The organism is Actinophytocola sp. (assembly GCF_049647105.1).
In the GTDB taxonomy this organism is placed as follows: Bacteria; Actinomycetota; Actinomycetes; order Mycobacteriales; family Pseudonocardiaceae; genus Actinophytocola.
In genome coordinates this window covers 1-16,052 of the sequence record NZ_JBARWZ010000249.1, presented here as the reverse complement: position 1 = coordinate 16,052, position 16,052 = coordinate 1, and the positions used below count along the sequence as shown (strand labels likewise).

At 71.3% G+C, this 16,052-nt stretch carries 17 protein-coding genes; 9 read left to right on the top strand and 8 right to left on the bottom strand.

The genetic code is table 11. The features are described 5' to 3' along the window. Positions 1-42: 42 nt before the first annotated feature. Positions 43-546: an N-acetyltransferase family protein gene (locus tag WBA97_RS29165; protein ID WP_424234161.1), complete on the bottom strand. Its 504-nt coding sequence runs from the start codon at positions 544-546 to the stop codon at positions 43-45. Positions 547-585: 39 nt separating this feature from the next. Here WBA97_RS29165 and WBA97_RS29160 point away from each other — a divergent pair, with 39 nt between their 5' ends. Continuing rightward, positions 586-1,143 carry a helix-turn-helix domain-containing protein gene (locus tag WBA97_RS29160; protein ID WP_424234160.1) on the top strand — a complete coding sequence of 186 codons (558 nt, stop codon included), beginning with the start codon at positions 586-588 and terminating at the stop codon, positions 1,141-1,143. 9 nt (positions 1,144-1,152) lie between these two features. Here WBA97_RS29160 and WBA97_RS29155 read toward each other — a convergent pair whose 3' ends face one another. Together WBA97_RS29155 and WBA97_RS29150 are read right to left on the bottom strand one after the other, a co-directional pair. After that, positions 1,153-2,715 carry an aldehyde dehydrogenase family protein gene (locus tag WBA97_RS29155; protein WP_424234159.1) on the bottom strand — a complete coding sequence of 521 codons (1,563 nt, stop codon included), beginning with the start codon at positions 2,713-2,715 and terminating at the stop codon, positions 1,153-1,155. A gap of 139 nt (positions 2,716-2,854) precedes the next feature. After that, the gene (locus tag WBA97_RS29150) at positions 2,855-3,259 is read right to left on the bottom strand and encodes a DUF3040 domain-containing protein (protein WP_424234158.1); all 405 of its coding nucleotides are present in this window, start codon (positions 3,257-3,259) and stop codon (positions 2,855-2,857) included. Between the two features lie 216 nt (positions 3,260-3,475). Here WBA97_RS29150 and WBA97_RS29145 point away from each other — a divergent pair, with 216 nt between their 5' ends. Genes WBA97_RS29145 through WBA97_RS29135 form a run of 3 tightly spaced genes read left to right on the top strand, consistent with a single transcriptional unit; the run spans position 3,476 to position 7,040 of the window. After that, positions 3,476-4,483 carry a PHP domain-containing protein gene (locus WBA97_RS29145; protein ID WP_424234157.1) on the top strand — a complete coding sequence of 336 codons (1,008 nt, stop codon included), beginning with the start codon at positions 3,476-3,478 and terminating at the stop codon, positions 4,481-4,483. A gap of 8 nt (positions 4,484-4,491) precedes the next feature. Continuing rightward, positions 4,492-6,294: a DUF2207 domain-containing protein gene (locus tag WBA97_RS29140; RefSeq protein WP_424234156.1), complete on the top strand. Its 1,803-nt coding sequence runs from the start codon at positions 4,492-4,494 to the stop codon at positions 6,292-6,294. Continuing rightward, a complete protein-coding gene (locus WBA97_RS29135; protein ID WP_424234155.1) occupies positions 6,288-7,040 on the top strand; it encodes an SIR2 family NAD-dependent protein deacylase in 753 nt (250 codons plus the stop codon). The genes WBA97_RS29140 and WBA97_RS29135 overlap by 7 nt, the downstream gene beginning before the upstream one ends. On the opposite strand, the gene WBA97_RS29130 is transcribed toward WBA97_RS29135, so the two are convergent. Further along, positions 7,033-7,425: a hypothetical protein gene (locus WBA97_RS29130; RefSeq protein WP_424234154.1), complete on the bottom strand. Its 393-nt coding sequence runs from the start codon at positions 7,423-7,425 to the stop codon at positions 7,033-7,035. The genes WBA97_RS29135 and WBA97_RS29130 overlap by 8 nt on opposite strands. Positions 7,426-7,480: 55 nt before the next feature. On the opposite strand from WBA97_RS29130, the gene WBA97_RS29125 reads away from it, so the two are divergent. Then, entirely contained in the window at positions 7,481-8,437 is a 957-nt protein-coding gene (locus WBA97_RS29125; RefSeq protein WP_424234153.1) for a penicillin-insensitive murein endopeptidase, read from the top strand. Between the two features lie 22 nt (positions 8,438-8,459). Here the strand turns inward: WBA97_RS29125 and WBA97_RS29120 are convergent, their stop codons facing one another. Further along, positions 8,460-9,716: a DNA polymerase IV gene (locus WBA97_RS29120; RefSeq protein ID WP_424234152.1), complete on the bottom strand. Its 1,257-nt coding sequence runs from the start codon at positions 9,714-9,716 to the stop codon at positions 8,460-8,462. A 68-nt stretch (positions 9,717-9,784) separates the two neighbouring features. On the opposite strand from WBA97_RS29120, the gene WBA97_RS29115 reads away from it, so the two are divergent. Beyond that, a complete protein-coding gene (locus tag WBA97_RS29115; RefSeq protein ID WP_424234151.1) occupies positions 9,785-11,197 on the top strand; it encodes an MFS transporter in 1,413 nt (470 codons plus the stop codon). Here WBA97_RS29115 and WBA97_RS29110 read toward each other — a convergent pair whose 3' ends face one another. Continuing rightward, positions 11,198-11,920 (bottom strand): class I SAM-dependent methyltransferase, encoded by a 723-nt coding sequence (locus WBA97_RS29110; protein ID WP_424234150.1) that lies wholly within the window; start codon positions 11,918-11,920, stop codon positions 11,198-11,200. A gap of 34 nt (positions 11,921-11,954) precedes the next feature. Between WBA97_RS29110 and WBA97_RS29105 the strand changes: the two genes are divergently transcribed. After that, positions 11,955-12,830, top strand: coding sequence for a ParA family protein (locus WBA97_RS29105; protein ID WP_424234149.1), 876 nt, complete (start codon positions 11,955-11,957; stop codon positions 12,828-12,830). A 111-nt stretch (positions 12,831-12,941) separates the two neighbouring features. Continuing rightward, complete coding sequence (locus WBA97_RS29100) at positions 12,942-13,349, top strand: hypothetical protein (RefSeq protein WP_424234148.1); 408 nt, start codon at positions 12,942-12,944, stop codon at positions 13,347-13,349. Between the two features lie 432 nt (positions 13,350-13,781). Here WBA97_RS29100 and WBA97_RS29095 read toward each other — a convergent pair whose 3' ends face one another. Then, positions 13,782-14,606: a hypothetical protein gene (locus tag WBA97_RS29095; protein WP_424234147.1), complete on the bottom strand. Its 825-nt coding sequence runs from the start codon at positions 14,604-14,606 to the stop codon at positions 13,782-13,784. A 42-nt stretch (positions 14,607-14,648) separates the two neighbouring features. Between WBA97_RS29095 and WBA97_RS29090 the strand changes: the two genes are divergently transcribed. Then, a complete protein-coding gene (locus WBA97_RS29090) occupies positions 14,649-15,656 on the top strand; it encodes a quinone-dependent dihydroorotate dehydrogenase (protein WP_424234145.1) in 1,008 nt (335 codons plus the stop codon). 144 nt (positions 15,657-15,800) lie between these two features. Here WBA97_RS29090 and pspM read toward each other — a convergent pair. Next, the coding region (gene pspM / locus WBA97_RS29085) for a phage shock envelope stress response protein PspM (RefSeq protein WP_424234144.1) at positions 15,801-16,052 on the bottom strand (252 nt) is incomplete at its 5' end.

Here is a 16,052-nt window from a genome sequence, read left to right as displayed (position 1 = left end):
AACCGTGGACTCGCGGGTTCCGAACCGTGGACTCGCGGGGTTTTAGGGGTGGGTTGGGGTTAGGGGGCGTTGGGTCCAGGTGACGTCGTGGTAGGTGTTGTTTTTCCAGCCTATTTCTCGGTAGGTGCCTACCTTGGTGAAGCCCAGGGCTTTGTGCAGGGCTGCGCTGGCCTCGTTGGGGAGGGTCATGCCTGCCACCGCCATGTGGAAGCCGCGGGTCGCCAGCCTTTCGAACAGCTCCGTGTACAGGGCCCGGCCCGCGCCGCTTCGGTGGCTGTCCAGCGCCACGTACACGCTGACCTCGCACGACAACCGGTACGCGGCGCGCGACTTGTACTCGCCGCCGTACGCGTACCCCACCACCCGGCCGCCGTCCTCGGCCACCAGCCAGGCGTGCGTCTGCCGCGCCGAGGAGATCCGCGCCGCCATCTCCGCCTCGGACGGCGGGTCCAGTTCGAACGTGATCGCCGTGTCCCGCACGTACGGCGCGTAGATCGCCGCGCACGCCGCCGCGTCCCCGGCCTGCTCCGCATCGCGAACCAACATGTCGAAGATAGTAGACACCACATCCACTATTGTGAAGCCATGACCGACGCGCTGAGCACTGCCATCGCCACCACGCTGCAGGCCGCCCGACAGGCACGCGGCCTGTCCGGCGGCGCGCTCGCCGACCGGTCCGGCGTCTCCCGCGCCATGATCAGCAAAGTCGAACGCGGCGAGACCCAGCCGACCGCCGCACTGCTGGCCCGCCTCGCGGCCGCGCTCGGCATGACGCTGTCGGAACTCGTCGCCCGCGCGGAACAGGACCAGAACCGCCTCGCCCGCAGGGAGCACCAGCCCACCTGGACCGACCCAGGCAGCGGCTACACCCGCCGCGCCGTCTCCCCCGCCGCGGGCGGGCCGCTCGAACTGGTCGAGGTCGAACTGCCCGCCGGCGCGGAGGTCGCGTTCCCCGCCGAGACCTACGCGCACGCACACCAGCAGATCTGGGTCATCGCGGGCACCCTGACCTTCCGCGAAGGCGCCACCGACCACCACCTGGCCGCCGGTGACTGCCTCCAGCTCGGCCCGCCGCAGGCGTGCGCGTTCGTCAACGGAACGGACACGCCCTGCCGGTACCTGGTGGCACTGGCGCGGCGGTGAGACCGGCGGTCAGACCGCCGGATACCGGTTGTAGCCGGGGAAGTTGCCGTACAGCAGCTCGTCCTCCGGGCCCTGCGTGACCGCGTGCACCAGGTGTTCGCCACCGACGAACGCGCCCTTCCACGAGCCGCCCCGGCCGCCGAACGGTTCCTCGCGGTCACCACGTGAACGCGGCTTGTTCACGCCGACCTTGAACGCCTGCACGTGCTCGGCCAGCTCCGTCGCCAGTTCCTGGTCATCGCACGCGATGCTCGCGACGAGCGCGCCGTTGGACGCGTTCATCTGCGCCAGCAGCTCGGCCTTCGTGTCGACCACGACGATCGTGTCGACCGGGCCGAAGGGCTCCTCGTGCATGAGCCGCGCCGCGCCGGGCGGGGCGAGCAGCGTGGTCGGCGCGACGTACGCGGACGTGTCCTGCCCCGGCAGAAACCGGCCCTGATCGAGGGACCCTCGATAGAGCGGCACGGCACCGTGATGCAGTGCCTCGTCGACCCGCTTGGCGAGATCCCGCGCCTTGGCGGCGGAGATCATCGGGCCGAAGTCGAGCACGGGCAGCTCACCCGACTCGTCCACGGCGAGCGGGTGACCGAACCTGATCGACTGCACCACCGGCAGGTACGCCGCGAGGAACGAGTCGACGAGGTCGCGCTGCACCACGAACCTCGGGTAGGCGGTGCACCGCTGCTTCGCGTACTCGAAGCCCTTCTTCAGGTGCGCGGCGAGTCCGTCCCAGTCGGAGAACTCCCAGATGCCCCAGGTGTTCAGGCCTTCCTGCTCGAGCATGTGCCGCTTGCCGGTGTCGACGAGCTGCGCGGCGACCTTGCCGCCGTTGTCGCGGCCGCCGACGAACGCGAGCGCGCCGATCTCCATCGACCGCACCAGCGCGCCGGAGAGCTTCGAGCCGTCACCGGACAGCAGCGTGACCGGCAGGCCCGCGTCGTTCATGAGCGAGTGTGCGACGGTGAGGCAGACCGCGCCACCCTGCGTCGGGGTCTTCGCGACCACCGCGTTGCCCGCCAGCAGCTGCACCAGTTCCGCGTGCACCAGCACCGACATCGGGTAGTTCCAGCTCGCGATGTTGGACACCGGGCCGGGCAGCGGGGCCCGCTCGAACGGGCGGCCGTGCGCGTCGGTCGCGAGCATCGAGTCGATGTTGTCGACGTACCAGCGGACGCCGTCCAGTGCGCGGTCCACGTCGGCGCACGCGAGCTTCCACGGCTTGCCGATCTCCCACGCGAGTAGCAGCGCGAGGTCGTCGCGGGCGTCGGTCATCGCGTCGACGGCGGCCGTGACCCTGGCCTTGCGCTCGGCGAGCGGCACCTCACCCCAGTCCCGGTGCTGCTGGTGGGCGGCCGCGACCGCCTTCAGCGCGGTGGGCTCGTCGACCTTGGACAGCTGCCCGATCGTGGACTGGTCGACGGGGGACACCATCGGCGAGCGTTCGCCGCCATCCTGCCACCGTCCCTCGTACAGGTTCCTCAGCCGGTCACCGGCGAATCCGTCCGGTGCCACCTGGGCGACCCGCTCCACCAGTCGGGCCCACTGTGCGTGCTCGGGGATGCGCAAAACCACGGCCTACCTCCATCGCTGTGACGAGAGCCATAGCCGATGGTGGCTGGTAGCGGGCGATAAGTCATCGAAGTTGCGTCGGAAGTCACGCGCAGAAGAGCGTCGGGTGTCGCACGACACCCGACGTTCCGTCGTTCTCCAGTTACGGTCCGTCGTCGAACCGCTTGCGGAAGCGGTCCTCCATCCGTTGCGAGAACGAGCTTCGGCGCGCCTTCGGCGAGCCTCCGCCGCTCTCGCCCTCGGTGGGCTCCTCGCCTTCCGCACCGCCATTTCGCATGGCGGAGAGCGTGAGCAACGCACCGAAGAACATGACCAGGAAGCCGAGCAAGCTGACTACCGGGACACCGCCAGGCTTCAGCGGCAGGATGACTCCGAGGACCAGAAGCGCGACACCCAGCACAAACAGCGCGATGCCCTGCAGGCGTCGACGCCGGGAGGGGCGCCGAAGACGGGCACCCCGCACGCTGGATGCGAACTTGGGATCCTCGGCGTAAAGCGCACGCTCAATCTGGTCGAGCAGTCGCTGCTCGTGCTCGGAGAGTGGCATTCGTTCCTCCTCCGGCACAGCGGTCGCGAGCGCCGGGCGATCACGGGTCTTGGCCGCCGGACCCGGCGGGCGCCCCGCGGTGGGGGCGTCACCTCCAGGATACGAGCCGCGAGCCTCCGCGACTACCCGATCCGGAATCATGGTCGTATGCATCAGCAAAACCCGGCCCTTCGCGAGTGTGTCACAGGGCCGTTCCGACCCTCTCGGGTGGGCTGAGTGGAGCCGGCGACCGCGTTGCGGCAGATCGCGTTCCTGTTGGAGCGGGCGGCCGAACCGACGCACAAGGTCCAGGCGTTCCGGAAGGCAGCCGCCGTGGTGGCCGGTCTGCCTGACGGGGAGCTGGCCGACCGCCTACGTGCGGGGACGCTGACCTCGCTGCCCGGTATCGGCAGGACCACCGCCACCGTGATCACCGAGGCGGCCCGCGGTGAAGCACCCGCCTACCTGCAACGACTCCTGGCGGGCGGGCTCGTGCCGGTCGCAGGCGGCGAGGCCATGCGGGCGGAGCTGCTCGGCGACTGCCACACCCATTCGGACTGGTCCGACGGCGGCAGCCCGATCAGGGAAATGGCGGAAGCCGCCATCCTTCTGGGGCACGAATGGATGGTCCTGACGGACCACTCCCCCCGACTGACGGTCGCGAACGGGTTGAGTGCCGAGCGGTTGCGCAAGCAGTTGGACGTCGTCGCGGACCTCAACACCGAGCTCGCGCCGTTCCGGCTCCTGACCGGGATCGAGGTCGACATCCTCGACGACGGCTCGCTGGACCAGCTGCCGGAACTGCTCTCCGGGCTCGACGTGGTGGTCGGCAGCGTGCACTCGAAGCTGCGGATGGGCCGCGACGAGATGACCGACCGCATGCTGGCCGCCGTCGCGAACCCGCACCTGGACATCCTCGGCCACTGCACGGGCCGGAAGGTCAAGGGCAGGCAGCGGCCGGAGTCGGAGTTCGAGGCCGAGGCCGTGTTCGCCGCGTGCGAGGCCAACGGGGTGGCCGTGGAGATCAACTCGCGACCGGACCGTCTCGACCCGCCGAGGCGGCTGCTGAGCCTCGCCCACGAGATCGGCTGCGTCTTCTCGATCGACAGCGACGCGCACGCGCCCGGCCAGCTGGACTGGCTGCCGTACGGCTGCGAGCGAGCCGAGGAATGCGGAATATCACCCGATCGGGTGATCAACACATGGCCGGCGGACCGCCTCTTGACCTGGGCCGGCACACACTAGGGGGACAGGTGCTGGCCAACTCGTTCACAAGGCCCCGGCGGCGCGCCACCATCGGCGCGATCGTCGTCTTCGGACTCCTGCTCGCCCTTGGCGCGGGCATCGTCACGAGCTTCGGGCTCGAATCCGAGCGAATCCACCACTACGGGGTGGACGTCGCCGTGCAGGAGGACGGCTCCGCACTCGTCCGCGAGACCATCGACTACGACTTCGGCAGCAACGACCGGCACGGGATCGATCGCGACTTCCCGGGTTACGGGGTGTCCAGCCTTGACGAGGACGTGGTGTCCGACGTCCGTGTGCGGTCGGCGTCCGCACCCGCGGAGTTCAAGCTGACCGGCCTCCAAGGTGACGCGGAGATCGAGGTCGGCGGCCCGGCAGCCGAGGTGAGCGGCCTCCACCGGTACGTGCTGGAGTACCGGATCACCGGTGCGTCGGACGGGAACCGCCTCGGGTTCGACATGATCGGCACCGGCTGGGACGTGCCGATCGACAGCGCCGACCTCCGCCTCACGGCGCCACGGCAGCTCACCGGCGTCGGCTGCTACCGGGGCTCGGCGTCCAGCGAGACGCCGTGCGAGACGCTCGACGTCGGCGGGGACGTGGTGACCGCGCATGTCGAGAGCCTGGACGAGGGGCAGGGCGTCACGATCGACGGCACCCTGGCGGGCGCACCGGCCGGCCCCGTGCGCACCGCGCTGCCGGACGACGTCGAGCTGACCGACGGCCGGTCCCACTGGACGATCATCTGGCGCGTCCTGGGTTTCGGCGCCGCCGGGTTCGTGCTGGGCGCGATCCCGCCTGTGCTGTGGGCGCGGCGGCGGGGCCGGGACCGCGCGTGGGCGGGCGGCGGCATCGACGCCGTCTTCGGCGGGCCGGGCATGGCGTCCGCGCGCATCGCCGACATGACCGCCGAAGCTCAGGTCACGATGCAGTTCGAGCCACCTCGCGACCTCACGCCCGCGCAGGGCGGTGTGCTGCTGGTCGAGAAGGCCGAGAAGAACCACGTGGTGGCGTGGCTGACGCAGCAGTCGATGGACGGCTGGTTCACGATCGAGGACGACGGCAAACGGTTGCGCTGGACGGCACCCGACGACCGGTGGGAGTCGGCGCCCGCGCCGCTGCGCACGATGTTCAACCGGCGCGCGAAGATCACGCTCGGCAAGCACGACAAGCGGTTCGCCGAGGGTTTCCAGCGCGTCACCAAGGAGCTGGAGGAGTGGCGGTCCACCTGCGAGCTGTGGGACCACGCCGAGGAGAAGCGCAACCGGCGGGTCGCGTCGTGGGTGCAGGCACTCGCGGTGCTCGCCGTCATCGCGGGCGCCATCGGGCTGCTCACGACCGACTACACCGACGACATCGGCTACCTCGTCGCCGCGGTGTCGGGTCTGTTCACCGGCGCGGGTGTGAGCATGAGCCTGAACGCCGGAGAGCTGCCCATCCGCACGCAGGAGGGCTTCGCCCGGCGGCAGCTGGTCGAAGGCTTCCGGCGGTTCTTCGCCGCGTCCGAGGGCAGGCACGCGCGGGAGGCGGCCGAACGGGGCGAGCTGCGGCTGTACTCGGCGTGGGCGGTCGCGCTCGGCGAGCTGGACCGGTGGAACGACGCGATGGTCGACGCGTCGCTGCCGCCATCTACCTCCGGCGTCACGGAGACCGCGGGCTACCTGGCGCTCAGCTCGACCGTGCTGACGACCGTCACCGGGTCGTCGTCGGGTGGCTCCGGCGGCGGATACTCGGGTAGTGGGTCCTCCGGCGGCGGCAGTGTCGGCGGCGGTGGCGGCGGTGGCGGCGGTGGTGGAGGTGGCAGTTGGTGAGGGAGCCCGACGAACTGGCCGACGGCATCGCGGTCGTGTCCGAGGCGAAGCGGATCACCGTGCTGTCCGGCGCCGGCATCTCCACCGACTCGGGCATCCCGGACTTCCGAGGGCCCAACGGGCTGTGGACCCGTGACCCGAAGGCGGAGCGGCTGTCGAGCTTCCAGGCCTACCGCGACGACCCGGAGGTGCGGCGCGCGGCTTGGCAGGCGCGGTTGACGCACCCGGTGTGGCAGGCGCGGCCGAACGACGCGCACCGGGCGCTGGTGGCGCTGGAGCGGGCCGGGCGGCTGGTGTCGCTGGTGACGCAGAACATCGACGGGCTGCACCAGCGGGCGGGCTCGGCGGCGGTGCTGGAGCTGCACGGCTCGATGCGGGACACCGTGTGCCTGCAGTGCAACGAGCGCAGGCCGATGGCCGAGGCACTCGAACGGGTGGCGGCGGGCAACCCCGACCCGACGTGCCGCGTGTGCGGCGGGATCCTCAAGTCGGCGACGATCTCGTTCGGACAGCCGCTCGAGAGGGCGGTGCTCGAAGCGGCCCGTGACGCCGTGCTGGCGAGCGACCTGATGCTGGCGGTCGGCAGTTCGCTGTCGGTGCAACCCGCGGCCGGACTGGTCGGGATCGCGGCCAGGGCGGGCGCGACCGTGGTGATCTGCAACGCGTCGGAGACGCCGTATGACGACATGGCGGCGATCGTGCTGCGCGGCCCGCTCGGCGAGGTACTGCCCGCGCTGGTCAGCTGACGCGGACACCCGAGGAGCGCAGGGCCTCCTCGACGCGAAGCCGTTCCACCTCGCGGTCCATGCCCTCGCCGAGGCGGTCGAGCCGGTGCGGCACGTCGACCGCGGCGCACGCCTGGACGAGCAACGCGTCGTAGGCCTCCCGGGTGGCGCGGCGCCGGAGTGCGGGGGTGCCTGGCGGGAAGTCCGCGAGCGTGCGGTGCACCCGGCGCAGGTCGGCGGCGAGCCGTTCGATGGGCGGGCGCGCGGATTCGGGGCCGCGGCGGCGCCTGCGGAGGTAGGCACCCACCGCGTCGACGGTTCTGGGGACCCGCAACAGGGTCCAGAACAGCAACGTCGGGGCGGTCACCACGACCACCAGCAGGATCAGGTTGCCGACGGGCACCATAACTGGGAATGCTACCTCGTGGATTATTGACAGGAACTCGTTAATGTTCGTGAGCATGCGTCGAGTCCTCGTCCTCCTGTTCGCCGTGCTCGCCGTGCTCTGTTCCGGCACCCCGGCAATCGCCTACCCGAACGCCTTCTTCCACACCCAGAACACGGGCAACCGCGGCGCGGACGTGCTCGCGATCCAGCACCTGCTGATCCACCACGGCCAGTCGCTCAGCGCCGACGGCGTGTTCGGCTCGGGGACCACCGCCGCGGTCCGGGCGTTCCAGACCGCGAAGGGGCTCGGCGTCGACGGCATCGTCGGCCCCGCGACGTGGGCGGCGCTCGCACCGCAGATCAGCCAGGGCGCGAGCGGCTCGGCGGTGCGCGCCCTCCAGGTCGAACTGAACGAGAAGCGCAGGCTGTCGCTGCCGGTCAACGGCGTGTTCGACGCGAGCGTGACGGCCGCGGTCCGCGACTTCCAGTCCCACGCGGGCATCGGCGTCGACGGCGTGGCCGGCCCGACCACGTGGCGGAACCTGGTGTGGCACTACGGATACCCGAACATGGCGGCGGGTTTCTGCGACAAGGACCCGGACGGCAACGGCACGGCGAACTGGGCCACCTCGGCGTCGGTCGCGCAGCTGGAGAAGGCCGCGACCACGTTCGCCGCGACCGGCCAGGGCCAGCTCCCGCTCGGCGACGCGGGGTTCGAGCACGGCGGCACGATCCCGGGCCACGGCAGCCACGCGGTCGGCATGGACATCGACGTGTGGCCGATCCGCACCGACAACGCCCAGTGCACCGCGGGCCGGATCACGTGGCAGTCGGCGACCTACGACCGCGCGGCCACCCGCACACTCGTGCAGGCGATCCGCTCGGCCGCGCCCGGCCACGTGAAGCTGGTCTTCTTCAACGACCCGGTCCTGATCGACGAGGGCCTGACCACCCAGTACGCCAACCACGACAACCACCTGCACGTCCGCTACTGCGAACGCGTGCACTCGAACAGCCTCTACGACTGCTGACCACCGGGGGTGCGCCGCCGGATCAGCGGCCTTTCCCGGTGCGCGGAGTCAGCAACGTCGCGGGGCGGATGGCGGCGCCGCCGAACTTGGCGCGGGCCTGGTCCGCCGCCTGGTCGGCGTCGCGCCAGCCGCGTTCCGGGGAGTCCAGCAGCAGCTGCTGGCCGCCTGCCGTGCCCTCCTCCAACTGCTCCATGCGCACGCCGATCAGGCGGACCGCGCCCGGCGGGGTCTGCTCGTCGAGCAGGCGGCACGCGGTGCGGTAGATCTCCTGCGTGACGTCCGTGGCCACCGGGAGGGTGCGGGACCTGGTGATCGTCGTGAAGTCGCCGAAGCGGACCTTGATCGACACGGTGCGGCCGCGCAGGTCCCTGCGGCGCAGCGTCGACGCGGTGCGTTCGGACAGGCGTAACAGCTCCTGCCTGACCACCTCGCGGTCGGACTGGTCGGTCTCGAACGTCTCCTCCGCACCCACCGACTTCTCGACCGACTCGGGCACCACCGCGCGGTCGTCGTGACCGTTGGCCAGCGTGTGCAGGTGCTCAGCCGCCGCGACCCCGATCGCGCGCTTCAGCCGGGCCAGCGGCATGGCCGCCACGTCGGCCACCCGGTTCAGCCCGATCGCCGACAGCCGCTCCGCCGTCTTCTTGCCAACGCCCCACAGCGCCGACACCGGCAGCGGGTGCAGGAAGTCGATGATGTCCGTGCGCGGCACGACGAGCATCCCGTCCGGCTTCGCGAAACCGGACGCGAGCTTCGCGACGAACTTCGTCGACGACACCCCAACCGAGCAGGTGATGCCCCACTCGGCGGCCACCCGCACCCGGACCTGCTCGCCGATCTCCCCCGGTGTCATCCGCAGCCGCCGCAGCGCACCCGCGACGTCCAGGAACGCCTCGTCGAGGCTGAGCGGCTCAACCAGCGGCGTGACCTCCCGGAAGATCGCCATCACACCCGAGGACGCCTCCGTGTAGAGCGAGAACGTCGGCGGCAGGAACACCGCCTGCGGGCACAGCCTGCGTGCGTGTGCCGTCGGCATGGCCGACCGCACCCCGTAGGTCCGCGCGAGGTAGTTGGCCGAGCTGACCACCCCGCGCCCGCCAGTGCCACCCACCACGACCGGCTTGTCCGCCAGCTCCGGCCGCTCCCTGATCTCCACGGACGCGAAGAACGCGTCCATGTCCACGTGCAGCACCGGGCAGCCGGTGTCATCCGGCCACCGCCCGTCCCGCGCCTTGTAGCGATCCACCAGCCCACGTGGCAGATCCCCGCTCCGACCCATGCGTGCAGCTAAGCAGAGACCACCGACAGAGTTGACCTGAAGCGCGCTCCAGTCCCTAACGTTCCGGTGTGACCGAACTCAGCCGCCGCCGCAGGTTCCTGGTGCTCGCGATCTGCTGCGCCAGCATCGTTGTCGTCGTGATGGACATCTCCATCGTCAACGTCGCGCTCCCCGACATGCGCCGCGACCTGGCCGCCTCGGTGTCCGGTCTGCAGTGGACGGTCGACGCGTACACGTTGGTGCTGGCCGGTTTCCTGCTGGTGGCCGGGTCCTCGGCCGACCGGTTCGGCCGCAGGCGGGTCTTCCGGATCGGGCTCGCCACCTTCGGGCTCGGGTCGTTGCTGTGCGGTCTTGCGCCGGGCATCGGCTGGCTGGTCGCGGCGCGGGCGGTGCAGGGCGTCGGCGGCACGATGCTCAACCCGGTGGCCATGGCGATCGTCGCCACGACGTTTCCCGTGCCCGCCGAGCGGGCGCGGGCGATCGGCGTGTTCGCGTCGATGTCCGGGCTGGCGCTGGCGCTCGGCCCGATCCTCGGCGGCGCGCTGGTCGACGGGCTCGGCTGGCGGGCCGTCTTCTGGATCAACGTGCCGATCGTGGTGGCGGCGCTCGTGTGCACGACGCTGTTCGTGCCGGAGTCGCGGGCCGCGCGGGTGCGCCGGTTCGACCCGGTCGGACAGGTCCTCGTCGTCCTCGTGCTGGGCAGCCTCGTCTACGCGATCATCGAGTCCACCTCGCTCGGCTGGACGTCGCCGGTGATCCTCGGGCTGCTCGCGGTCGCGGCGTTCGGCGCGGCCGGGCTGCTCCGCTACGAGGCGCGCCGCACCGATCCGCTGCTGGAGCTGCGGCTGTTCCGCAGCGTGCCGTTCAGCTCGGCGATCCTGATCGCCGTCCTGAGCCTGTGCGGGTTCGCCGCCTTCCTGTTCGTCACCACCCTGTACCTGCAGAACGTGCGCGGCATGAGCGCGCTGGCGGCCGGTCTGTGCCTGCTGCCGGTGGGCGTGCTGGTGCTGGTCCTCGGCCCGCTCGCGGGCCGGGTGGTCGGCAGTCACGGGCCACGCGTGCCGCTGGTGGTCGCCGGGACCGCGCTGGCCCTGGGCGGTGGCGCGTCGATCCTGCTCGGCCCGGACGCCCCGCTGCCCGCCGTGCTCGCGGTCTACCTGCTGTTCGGCGTCTTCCTCGGCACCATCAACCCACCGATCACCAACACGGCCGTGTCCGGCATGCCGCGCTCGATGGCCGGGCTGGCCGCGTCCGTCGCGTCCACCGGCAGGCAGACCGGCACCACGCTGGGCGTCGCGATCGCCGGGACCATCGTGGGCTCGGGGACGGCGTTCACCGACGCGGCGCGGGGCGTGTGGTGGCTGGTGCTGGCGCTCGGCGCCGGCGTGCTGGTGCTGGCCCTGCTCAGCACCGGACGCTGGGCCATGGGCACCGCCGGGCAGACCGCGGCGTTGTTCGACGGGATCGACCGGGGCCGGTGATCACCCCCGGCGGGCCATCGCGTGCAGCCGGGCCGCGATGTCCCGCAGCGGCGCGGTCGGGGCCAGCTTCAGCTCCAGCGCGGCCAGCGCGTCCTGCGCGGAGGTGTCCTGCTGCAGCACCGAGCCCGGCACCAGCTCGCTGAGCACCCCGTGCCCCTGCACCAGCTCCACGGTCAGCCCCGCGTCGGTCAGCAGCGCCACCAGGCCGTCGGTGTCGAAGCGGCGCAGCAGCGGCTCCTCGGGGAGGATGCCCGCCGGGTCGTCGGCGAGCGCGGCGGCCTCCGCCAGCCTGCCCGCGACCGCGCGGTGCAGCAGCGCGGCGGTCCTGTTCGCGACGAGCACCGACACCACACCGCCCGGTGCGACCGCGTCGGCCATCGCGGCGACCGTGTTCTTCGGGTCGTCGACCACCTCGAGGAGACCGTGCGCGAGCACGACGTCCGCCGAACCGGCGGGCACCACCTCGCCGAGGGCGTCGCTGTCGGCCTGGACCGCGGTGATGCGGTCGTGCACCCCGGCGTCGGCGGCGCGGCGGGACAGGGTCGCGAGCGCGTTCGGGTTCGGCTCGACGACGGTCACGACGCAGCCCGCTGCCGCGAACGGAACCGCGAGGACGCCGCTACCTCCACCGACGTCGAGGACACGTGGTGGCTCGCCGCCACGGCGCCGCCGCGCGGCGGTCAGCTCGGTGTCGAGCGCGAGGCGAACAGCATCCGGTCGCATGAACCGAAAGCGTAGGCCCCGTAGGGTGCATAGCGTGCAAACGGTGGCAGTGCTCAGCCTCAAGGGTGGCGTCGGCAAGACGACCATCGCGCTCGGCCTTGCCTCGGCAGCGCAGCGCCGGGGCGCGCGCACCCTGGTCGTGGACCTCGATCCGCAGTGCAACGCGACCGCGACGCTCGACCCGGGCGACACGGACGCGACCCTCGCCGACGTGCTCGAGACGCCGCGGCCAGCGGTGCTCAGGGACGCGATCTCGCGCAGCGGCTGGGGCGAGGAGGTCGATGTCCTGGTCGGCTCCGAGGACCTCGAACTGCTCAACGACCAGGACCCCGACCCCCGGCGCCTCGAGAAGCTCAGCAGAGCCCTCCAGGAGCTGGAGCACCTCCTGTCGGACGACGAGCTGCCCTACCAGCTGGTGCTGCTCGACTGTCCCCCATCACTCGGACGGCTGACGAAGTCGGCGCTGATCGCCGCGGACGGGGCCCTGCTCGTCACCGAGCCGACGCTGTTCGCGGTGTCCGGCGCGCAGCGCGCGTTCGAGGCGGTCGAGCAGGTCGCCGAGAAGCACAACCCACGCCTGTCGCCGCTGGGGGTGGTGGTGAACCGGGTGCGGCCGCAGTCCTACGAGCACCAGTACCGGATCCAGGAGCTGCGTGAGCACTTCGGGACCCTCGTCATGCCGGTCGCGCTGCCCGACCGGCTCGCGGTGCAGCAGGCGCAGGGCGCCTGCCTGCCCATCCACGCGTGGGGCACGCCGGGGTCGCGTGAGGTGGCGCTGGCGCTGAACCTGTTGCTGGCGCGGTTGTTGCGCAGTATCGGCAGGTCACGGCCGCGTCCGGTGATCAGGACCGACGACGAGGATGCCGACACGGACGTCGACGCCGACGAGCGGGTAGTCCAGGACGGCTGAGCTGTTCCGCCTCCCCGGAGTTCACAAGTGTTGGTCACGTTCCAGCGCACGGCGCGGATGATCAGTGGTTAGTGGCTGGCTGCCGTCACGTTCCCCTGAGGCGCGTGCTGCTTGGCGCTGGACCTGATTTCCGTCTACTTCTGGACGACTTTCTGCTATCCGACGCAGATCACCCACGGGCAGTGGGTGGTAGTCGTCGTCGGTGGTGGCGGCGGCTGGGTCGTGGTCGTGGTGGTCGTCGTGGTGATCGGCGCGGGCGGTGGCGCCTGCTCGGTCGTGGTCGTCGTGGTGGTGGTCGTCGTCGTGGTCGTGGTGGTGCTCTCGGCCGACGATGACGACGAAGCCGTCGTGGTGCTGGTCGCGGTGGGGCTGGTCGACCGCGAGGCAGGCGGGATCGGCTCCACCGCGCCCAGTTCGGAGGGGTCGACCACCGGCCGGTCGGCGTCCGTGAGCGCGCCGAGCGCGAAGAGCGTGCAGGTAACCGCCCCCACGACGGCCCCGACGGCCATCCGACCGTGACCGCTTTGCAGGGTGGACCCCATCTATGTCCTTAGGGTGAGCGTCCAGCGACCACTAGTAGTTGGCTCACGAATCTACCTCACCCGTACGGGCGAGGGACACCTCGCTGTAGTTGTTCCGTTGTGCGCCGTGGGCCGGCTCGCGAGAAATCTCTTTGCCGGTTCGCTCGGACGGCCGTAATGTCGGCTGTACACGAGAGAGGAGGTGGTCCAACGGTGAATTCCCATAGGACTCGTGAGGTGGCTGTCCGCTAAGGACCACCCAAACGGACATGGTTTGGCCGGCTGCGCAACACGGCATGACACCGGTTCGCCGGTGCCGGAGACGCGCGGTGTGGTCGGCGAATTCCAGGCAGTCACCCAGCCCCCGGTGCTCTCAGGGACCTAGTCCGCCCCTGGGCCTGCGCGAGCAGGAGTCGGCCCGGGGGCTGTTTTATTTCCGCCACGCGCTCCCGGCCCTGCGCTCGGCGTCCTTCACCGACCGGCTCGCCGAACCGGTGCGGCGCCGCGCCTCCTTCTCCTCGGCCTCGGCGGCGTCCAGCTCCTCGTAGATCCGGCGCACCCGCTCGGTCGCCTCCTCCACCGCCTTCTGTGTCTCGACGAGGATCCGTTCCTCCTCCGTGCGGTCGGCCTCGGCCTCCTTGACCGCCGCCCGCGCGTCGTCCAGCTCCTGACGTGCGGCCGCCCGCTTCCGCTCCAGATCGGCGTCCTCGCGGGACGTGCGCTCCTTCTTGGGGGTCTTCGGCGCGCGCCGGGGCACCACGCCGGTCGCTTCGGAGGACGGCCACGCCGCGGCGGCCGCGGCCAGGTCCTTCGCCGAGGCCAGCCTGCCCGCGATCAGGACCCGCGCGACCTCGGCGTCGGCGATGGCGGTCGTGAAGATCTCCTCCAGCTCACGGGTGACGCCCTCGGTCAGCGCCGCCCCGTTGAGCTTCCCGGCGGCCTGGACCAGCGAGTTGACGAGCTTGGTGCGCCGCTGCGACAGCGTCCGCAGGTCCGCGCCCGACAGGTTCGCGTGCGCCTCCCGGAACTCGTCTCCCAGTTCGGCGACCTCGTCGACACCCGCGTCCGGGTCGTGAGCGAGCTGGTTCGCGAGCCACGCGGACGTCGTCGGCTTCGCGAGCTTGTCGATCGCGGCGGCCAGCGTGGCGTCCCCGTCGGCCTTGGCCTGTTTCGCCAGCTCCCTGCGGCGGGGGGTGAAGTCCTCGCGGGCACCGGCGTACAGCTCGTCGGCGGCGGAATCCAGGTCGGCAGGCACACCCCCATCCTGCCGCCTTCAGCGCGATGACACGATGCCCTGGTGGTCTACCAGCGGGTTGTGCGGCGGGCATTGTTCCGGATGGGTGGCGGCGACGCCGAGGTGGCGCACGAGCGCACGGTGGCGATGACCGCCAGGATCGGTGCCGTGCCGCCTGCCGTGGCCGGCCTGCGACGGTACTTCGGCAGGGCCGAGCCCAGGACCGTGTTCGGCATCCGGTTCCCCGGCCCGGTCGGGCTCGCGGCCGGGGTCGACAAGGACGGCCGCGCGCTGCGCGCGTGGCCCGCGTTCGGGTTCGGGTTCGTCGAGGTGGGCACGGTGACGTGGCACCCGCAGCCGGGCAACGAGAAGCCGAGGCTGTTCCGGCTGCCCGCGAGCGAGGCCGTGATCAACCGGATGGGCTTCAACAACGGCGGCGCGGAGGCGCTCGCGGCGCGGCTGAAGGCGCTGGGGCCGTTGAAGGTTCCGCTGGGCGTGAGCATCGGCAAGTCGAAGGCCACCTCCGTGGCGGAGGCCGTCGACGACTACCGGCGGTCGCTGCGGGCGCTGGAGCCGCACGCGGACTACTTCGCCGTGAACGTCAGCTCCCCCAACACGCCGGGGCTGCGTGGCCTGCAGGACAAGGCCGCGCTGGACACGCTCCTGGGTGAGCTGCGGACGTCGGTGCCGCTGCTGGTGAAGATCGCCCCGGACCTGACGGACGAGGCGATCGGCGAGGTCCTGGAGGTGTGCGTGGCGCACCGGGTGGCGGGCCTGATCGCGACGAACACGACGCTGTCCCGCGAAGGGCTGGCACCCGGGGACGAGCCCCGCGGCGCGGAGGCGGGCGGCATGAGCGGCCGCCCGCTGACCGCGCGTGCGCTGGAGGTGGTGACGTTCGTGGCGAAGGAGACGAACGGCGGCCTGCCGATCATCGGCGTTGGCGGCATCCACACCGCGGACGACGCACTACGCATGCTGGACGCGGGCGCAGCCCTGGTACAGCTCTACACGGGCTTCATCTACCACGGCCCGGGCCTGGTCCGGCAAATCAACCACCGAACAAGATGACCACGGGTCAGTGCAACAAAGCCCAACACAACCCAACCGCACCTCAGGGGAACGTGGCGGCAGCCAACCACCAACCACTGACCACACGCACCGTTCGCTGGAACGCGACCAACACTGTTAAGGCCGGGGAGGCGGGCTAGCTGGCTAGCTAGGCGGAGTGAGTTCCCGTAGTGCCACTGCCAGGCCTGCCAGGTGGTCGGTGGCGTCGGCCAGTTCCTGCTTCGGGCCCGCCGACGAGCTGGCGGCCACGACCCGGCCCGCCGCCGCCACGAGGCTGCGGTAGCCGTTGAGGCCCTCGTCGAGCTGCTCCCGCAGGCGCCGCACGCCGTCGATGAGCGGGCCGCGTTCCATCGGCGGCGCGTGGTCGCGGGCCAGTTCGACGGCCGCGAGCTGGGC

What these genes read in the sequence shown, in the direction of transcription:
- WBA97_RS29110 (WP_424234150.1), bottom strand. Translation starts at nt 11,920, where the DNA reads ATGCGACCGGATGCTGTTCGCCTCGCGCTCGACACCGAGCTGACCGCC.
- WBA97_RS29165 (WP_424234161.1), bottom strand. Translation starts at nt 546, where the DNA reads ATGTTGGTTCGCGATGCGGAGCAGGCCGGGGACGCGGCGGCGTGCGCG.
- WBA97_RS29125 (WP_424234153.1), top strand. Translation starts at nt 7,481, where the DNA reads ATGCGTCGAGTCCTCGTCCTCCTGTTCGCCGTGCTCGCCGTGCTCTGT.
- WBA97_RS29160 (WP_424234160.1), top strand. Translation starts at nt 586, where the DNA reads ATGACCGACGCGCTGAGCACTGCCATCGCCACCACGCTGCAGGCCGCC.
- WBA97_RS29150 (WP_424234158.1), bottom strand. Translation starts at nt 3,259, where the DNA reads ATGCCACTCTCCGAGCACGAGCAGCGACTGCTCGACCAGATTGAGCGT.
- WBA97_RS29130 (WP_424234154.1), bottom strand. Translation starts at nt 7,425, where the DNA reads ATGGTGCCCGTCGGCAACCTGATCCTGCTGGTGGTCGTGGTGACCGCC.
- WBA97_RS29120 (WP_424234152.1), bottom strand. Translation starts at nt 9,716, where the DNA reads ATGGGTCGGAGCGGGGATCTGCCACGTGGGCTGGTGGATCGCTACAAG.